Genomic DNA, 6,219 nt, shown 5'->3' with positions numbered 1-6,219 from the left:
AGGCGCCTACCATGACGTCCTTCGCCGCCCTGCCCGACTTTCACCGTCCTTAGAAGCCGTTGGCGCTGCTGAGGAGGCCGATGCCGACGTTGTTGAGGGCGTTGAGGCCGATGAGGTTGCCGTTCGCCTGGGCGATGCCGTGGCCGAACCCGCTGCCGGCACTGATGTTGCCGTAGTTGCCGCCCCCGAAACCGCCGAAGCCGCCGCCGCCGAAGCCACCGCCACCGAAACCGCCGAAGCCGCCGCCGCCGAAACCGTTGCCGAAGCAGGGGTCAGAGGGGATCGCCGCTGCCTGAGCCGGAGCGGCGGCCAGTGCGGGCGCGGCCAGGATGGCGCCGAAAGCGATCAGTCCGGCGGCGATTGTGGTGCGCTTCATTACGATTCTCCCTTTGAGCAGAGATGTCCCGCCTGCTGCGGGCCACCCTCCCGTTAATGCACGGTCCATATGACTACTCGAAGTGAGTGAATCCAAGCTTGGCAGCATCCGGGCGTGTCCATCTGAACTGGGATTCCGCTTACTGCACCGGTCGGTTCTTCTTGGATACGACGTCCCTCGCGTACGTACGCGTAAGGGGCCCCCGAAAAACCCCGAAATTCAACCCTCGGGTCAGTTCTCCCGAGGTATTTACCGCAAAGTCCGGGCATCCGGAGACCGTTATCATTTCAACGCGTGCCACAGCTGTGCCACGACAACCGCTTCAGGAATCAAAAAAAGCCCTCTCCCGAAATGGCAAATTCGAGAGAGGGCCCCGTTCACGTAAGTAAGGTCATGCGCCATAGATCGGGTCGACATGCCGGTAGTCATCCACGGCCCGCCCGGTGAACACCTCGTTGCGCAACAGCGCTCCTACGCCGTCGATATGCCACATGTCACCCCATACTCGGGCTGTCCGCTGGATGTGGGAGGTGCGCGGAATGCGCTCGTCCTGGTAGGCGTGCAGTGCCTTGTCCACGGAGACGGCATCCGGGGCGGCGTCCGTCAGGTGCCGGTCCAGCGAGTCGGCGAGCGACACTCCGTCCTCGATCGCCTGACAGGCGCCCTGGGCGAGATACTGCAGCATCGGGTGAGCGGCGTCGCCGAGCAGGACCGTACGGCCGGTCAGCCAGTTGTCCAACGGCTCGCGGTCGTACATCGGCCAGCGATTGTTGCGCCACAGGGACGGAAGCGCCCTGCGGACGGGCTCGCACGTGACCGAGAACGCCGCGTCGAGCTCGTCCGGGTTGCCCCAGTCGGGATCACCGGCCGCGAACCCCGGGCTGCGGAACACCGCGACCTGGTTGAGCAGCCGGCCGGAACGCAGCGGGTACTGCACCAGGTGCAGTCCGGGACCGAACCAGACGACGACCTCGGAGAGCGAGATCGGGCCGGTGACCTCGTCCATCGGAATCGTGCCCCGATAGGCCACGTATCCCGAGTCGATCGGCTGGTCGTCCGACAGCCGGCCGCGCACGCCCGACCGCAGGCCGTCGGCCGCCACGGCCAGCACGCCGGTGTGGCGCGACCCGTCCGCACAGGTGACGGTCACGCCGCCGGGCTCCGTGGTGACCTCGTCGACCTCCCTTCCGTTCTCCAGGGCGACGCCGTGGGTGCGGCAGGCCTCGACGAGGATCCTGAGCAGGTCGCTACGGTGCATGACCACGTACGGGCCCCCGTAACGCCGGCGGAAGTCCTCGCCGAGGTCGAGGTGGGTGAGCCGCGCACCGGTGAGCGCGTCGTTGAAGACCAGGCGCTCGGGCAGGACACCGGCCTCGACGCACGCGTCGAGCACGCCCAGCCGGTCCAGCAGCCGGGTCGCGTTCGGCGCCAGTTGCAGGCCCGCGCCGATCTCGGCGAACTCGGGCGCGCGCTCCAGCACGCGTACGGCACGTCCCGACCGAGCGATGGCCAGGGCGGCGGTGAGTCCTCCGATGCCGCCGCCGATGACCAGAATCTCCCCGTCGCTCACGAAACTCCTCCTTTGTTATTCATTCAGGTGTCCTTCGCGGCCGTCACGATGCGACCCGGCCGGGTACCCCGGGCCGCGGGCTCTCCGCCGTCGTGCCGGCGAGCGAGGTCCCCACGGTCTCCAGGTCGATCTTGCGGGTGTCGGGCAGGCCCCAGGCCGCGATCAGCCCGAGCACGGCCGTTCCGACGATCACGAAGGCCGGGGCCAGCGGCATGTCGTACGTCGTGGTCAGCACGTTGACGATGACCGGCGGCAGACCGGCGAAGATGAATGTGCCGAGGGTCCCCGCGATTCCGGCCGCCGTCGCCCGCACCTCGGTGGGATAGAACTCCATCGAAATGGCATGGATCGACCCGAGGCACAGGGGGACGCTGATCAGGATGAGCACGCCGCCGAGCACGGCCGCGAGGAAACCGCCGCTCTGCGCGACGAGAAAGCCCGGCAGGACAAAAAGCACCGACGCGAGCCCGCCCAGCAGGAGCGGAAGCTTCCGGCCGTAGCGGTCACCGAGCATCCCGACCAGCGGATTGAACACCACGAGCAGCGAGATCAGGATCAGCGGCACTATCCGGGAGTCGCTCGCGGAAAGTCCGGTCTCCTTGACGAGATAGGTCGGGTAGTACACGAACATGATGTAGAACGTGGTTCCCAGGGCGCCGAGGCAGCTCACCCGCAGGATCATTCGCCAGTGCCGCAGGGCCGTCCTGATCGGCGCGGGCTTCACCCGCGATCGCGCCTTCTGGTACGTCACCGGCTCTTCGAGGCCGTAGCGGAGGTAGAGGGCGAAGAGAGCCAACGGCGCGGCGATCAAGAACGCGAACCGCCACCCGTAGTCGTTGAACGTGCTCTCGTTCACGCTCAGGCCGACGATCACACCGGTGGCGGCGGCCACCAGGGTGCCCAGGTTGCCCGCGGCGGCGACGAACGAGGTGATGAATCCCCGGCGCTTCCGGGAGGCGTACTCTCCCAGGAACACCGGGGCCACCGTCGCCTCGCCACCCGAGGCGAAGCCCTGCAGAAGCCGGCAGACGACGAGCAGGATCGGGGAGAGCAGCGCCGCCGTCTCGTAGGTGGGAATGAGACCGATGGCGGCGGTCGACCCTCCGACGAGCAGGATCGAGGCCATCAGCGAGTTACGCCGTCCGACCCGATCGGCCAGGACCCCGAAGAACAGGCCTCCGGCCGATTTGGAGAGAAAGGAGACACCGAAGACGGCGAGTGTGGCGATGAGTGCCGCGTCCGCGTTTCCGGCGGGGAAGAAAGCCGTGGCGATGGGCGCCACGAAGAGCCCGTAAAGAGCCGTGTCGTATACTTCGATGAAATGACCGAGCACCAGTGCCGCGACCGTTCTCGGGCGTGGTTTTGTCGTTTGGATAACGTGGTCGTCGGTTGGATTTTGCATGCCGTTTCTCCTGGTCATCCAGACTTGACAGCGATCGTCCCCCGAAACCGCGTTATACGGACGCGTTCATTGAACGCGCGTTATCAATAGCGCACCCTGTCTCTCTGCCGAACCTTTTCCATCGATTCTCATGACCAGGTCCTGAGCATGTTGTGAATCGCCGCCCCAAAGGTCTCCGGTGCGAAATTCGGGCAGGCCAAACCGCCCGTCGGTCCCCCGGTGAGTTCGCGAACCGGGCTGGAAAAGGTTCGCGCGAAGTGGCCTCGGAAAATCCAGGCCTTGTTGGTCGGTGTTGATCGGTGTTGATCGGTTTTTCCGGCGAGCCCGCGGGTTCCGGAACGCGTTGGCCCGGCGGACTCGATGGTCCGCCCGCGCTCGGGAACCTGCGGGATCTCGCGGCTCGGATGAGTTCAGGTGGGCTCAGGTGGGCTCAGGTGGGTTCGGGCAGTGGTCGGCGGATCAGCCGGCCAGGGCCTGACCGCTCAGGTAGCCGAAGACCATCCCCGCGGCGAGCGTCGCCCCCGCTCCGGGGTATCCCGGGCCGAACGGGCTGGAGGCGACGTTCCCGCACGCGTAGAGTCCGGGGATCCGGGCTCCGTGGGTGTCGAGGACGGCGCCCTCCGTGTCGGTGAGCGGGCCGCCCTTCGTGCCCAGGGCGCCCAGGTGGAGCTGGACCGCGTAGTACGGACCCGATTCGAGCGGCCGCAGGTTGCGGTTCGGCGTCACCTCCGGGTCGCCGCGGTAGAGGTCGTAGACCGATTCGCCGCGGTGGAAGACCGGATCCACGCCCTTCGCCGCGTGCCCGTTGAACTCCTCGACCTGCGCTCCGAGACCGGCCGGGTCGATTCCCGCCGCCTCGGCGAGCTCGGCGAGGGTGGGCGCGGTGAGCATCCAGTGCGGTGTCGGGGTCCCCGGGGTGACCGTCGCGATCGGGTACGACTGGCGGAAGCGCTCGTCGAAGACCAGCCAGCACGGGAGGTTCGCGTACTCGTAGTCGTGCGAGTCGAACGCCGCGAGCATCTTGCCGAAGTCGTTGTAGTTCATGGCCTCGTCGAGGAATCGGCGGCCCTTGCGGTTGACGATGATCCCGCCGGGGAGCGTGCGCAGACCGCTTGTCGGGCGGTACAGCGGCGCACCGTCGTAGCTGTCTCCCGATGCGGCGATCATGGGGCCCCACCAGGCCTCGCTCATGTTGCCGAGCGCGGCGCCAACGGCCATCGCCATGTTCAGACCGTCGCCCTCGTTCGCCGGAGGGCTCGCGGGCGCGTCGCACGGCACCCCGAGGAAGTTGTCGACCAGCTCCCTGTTCCACTCGAAGCCGCCGGAGGCCAGGATGACCCCCTTGGTGGCCCGGAACAGCCGTCGCTCGCCGTCCACCTCCGCGTACACGCCCACCACCCGGCCCTGCGGGTCGCGGTCGAGTTCGACGGCGCGGGCGTTGACCACCGCCTGCACGCCCTTCTTCAGGCAGGCGTCGAGCAGCGTGCCGACCAGGGAGGCGCCCATGCCCACCAGGCCGCTCGCGACGCGCTCGGCGAGGAGCTTCCAGTCCCAGCGTTCGGGCCGTTCCATCCCCCAGGCGTCGCCCTCCAGCCGGGTGATCGGAACCGAGCTGTGCCCCTTGCGCAGCTGGCTGGCGCGTTCGCCGAGGAGATTGGTGTCGTAGATGCCGACCTGCAGCGTGCGCCCGCCCTCCCTGGCTCCCGGAAGGTGCGGCTGGTAGTCGGGGTGGTGGGGGTTGGAGGAGAACTCGATCGCCGTTTCCTTCTCGAGGAAGTCCAGCGTCGGGTTGATGGTGTCGACGAACGTCTCGATGAGGCGATCGTCCACCCGGCCCAGGGCCAGCGCCCGCACATACGTCAGCGCGTCCTCGCGGCTGTCGGGCCGACTTCCCCGCTCCAGATACTTGCTGTTCGGCGCCCATACGGAGCCGCCGGAGACGGCGGTCGTGCCGCCAAACACCGGGGCCTTCTCCAGCAGCGTGACACGCAGCCCCAGGGAGGCCGCCGACAGGGCCGCTGTCAGGCCGGCCGCCCCTGACCCGATGATGACCGCGTCGTTCTCTTCGGTCATTTTATTGTTCCCGTCCTTCCAGCTCCGTACGGATCCCGACCGCCAGGTCCTTCGCTGCCGGTTCGAGTAGAGGTGACATCAGCAACTCGATCATGGGCGCCATCGGCCCGCCCGGGCTCACTTCGAGGTGGAAGGTGAGCCTGGACCTCGGGCCGCTCCCGGACGCACCCGCGGGAGCGGTGTTCGGGGTGCCGGTCGGCGCGTTCCGAGTACGCTGACCGGCCTGTCTTCTCGCCGACTTGGTGATCACTCTGAACACGAACTCCGCCCAGCGCCGGCCGAGTCGCCTGCGCCACGATTCGCCGGCCGGGGACGCGCCCGTCCCCGCCGGAGCGGACGCGGAGCCACCGGGCCCGGACGGAACGGCCTGAGCGGACACGGAACCGCCCTGCCCGGACGGAACGGCCTGAGCGGGCGCGGAGCCGTCCGGCACCTCGCCGATCCCGAACGTGCCGCTGCCCGCGATCTGCTCGGTCAGCCCGTTGACCGTGAAGTTCAGGAAACTCCTGGGCTCCCACTCATCGATGATCACTTCGAGGTCGACCTCGCGGCTGAGCACGCCGACATCGCCCTTGAGCGTCCAGACGGAGTGCTGCTCGTCGACCACCTTGACCGTCTGGAAGCCGATCATCAGATGCGCCCAGTTCGGAATGTTCCAGAGGTAGGTCCACACCTCGTCGATCGGGGCGGCGATCTCGACCGTGTAGTCGATCTCAATCATCGGTGGCGTCCATGCTCGTGCCCGATGCCCGCCGCCGTACGTGCGTCATCGCGCTCGTTCCAGGGACCCGCCGCCGT

Annotated in this window: 5 protein-coding genes; all 5 read right to left on the bottom strand. The window is 67.7% G+C overall.

From position 1 onward, the window contains the following. Nucleotides 1–49: 49 nt before the first annotated feature. Complete coding sequence (locus CHC08_RS39220; RefSeq protein ID WP_089212455.1) at nucleotides 50–376, bottom strand: hypothetical protein; 327 nt, start codon at nucleotides 374–376, stop codon at nucleotides 50–52. A gap of 391 nt (nucleotides 377–767) precedes the next feature. Next, nucleotides 768–1,946 carry an FAD-dependent monooxygenase gene (locus tag CHC08_RS39215; protein WP_089212454.1) on the bottom strand — a complete coding sequence of 393 codons (1,179 nt, stop codon included), beginning with the start codon at nucleotides 1,944–1,946 and terminating at the stop codon, nucleotides 768–770. 43 nt (nucleotides 1,947–1,989) lie between these two features. Further along, on the bottom strand, nucleotides 1,990–3,348 hold the full coding sequence (locus CHC08_RS39210) for an MFS transporter (protein WP_179282471.1): 1,359 nt from the start codon (nucleotides 3,346–3,348) through the stop codon (nucleotides 1,990–1,992). Nucleotides 3,349–3,807: 459 nt separating this feature from the next. Next, nucleotides 3,808–5,421, bottom strand: coding sequence for an FAD-dependent oxidoreductase (locus CHC08_RS39205; protein WP_089212452.1), 1,614 nt, complete (start codon nucleotides 5,419–5,421; stop codon nucleotides 3,808–3,810). Between the two features lies 1 nt (nucleotide 5,422). Further along, the gene (locus CHC08_RS39200) at nucleotides 5,423–6,142 is read right to left on the bottom strand and encodes an SRPBCC family protein (protein ID WP_089212451.1); all 720 of its coding nucleotides are present in this window, start codon (nucleotides 6,140–6,142) and stop codon (nucleotides 5,423–5,425) included. Nucleotides 6,143–6,219 lie beyond the last annotated feature (77 nt).

The sequence above is a fragment of the Streptosporangium subroseum genome, from assembly GCF_900188345.1.
Lineage (GTDB): Bacteria > Actinomycetota > Actinomycetes > Streptosporangiales > Streptosporangiaceae > Streptosporangium > Streptosporangium subroseum.
The sequence above is the reverse complement of the archived record's forward strand: the minus strand, read 5'-3'. Positions and strand labels throughout refer to the sequence as shown.

What these genes read in the sequence shown, in the direction of transcription:
- CHC08_RS39220 (WP_089212455.1), bottom strand. Translation starts at nt 376, where the DNA reads ATGAAGCGCACCACAATCGCCGCCGGACTGATCGCTTTCGGCGCCATC.
- CHC08_RS39210 (WP_179282471.1), bottom strand. Translation starts at nt 3,348, where the DNA reads ATGCAAAATCCAACCGACGACCACGTTATCCAAACGACAAAACCACGC.
- CHC08_RS39205 (WP_089212452.1), bottom strand. Translation starts at nt 5,421, where the DNA reads ATGACCGAAGAGAACGACGCGGTCATCATCGGGTCAGGGGCGGCCGGC.
- CHC08_RS39200 (WP_089212451.1), bottom strand. Translation starts at nt 6,142, where the DNA reads ATGATTGAGATCGACTACACGGTCGAGATCGCCGCCCCGATCGACGAG.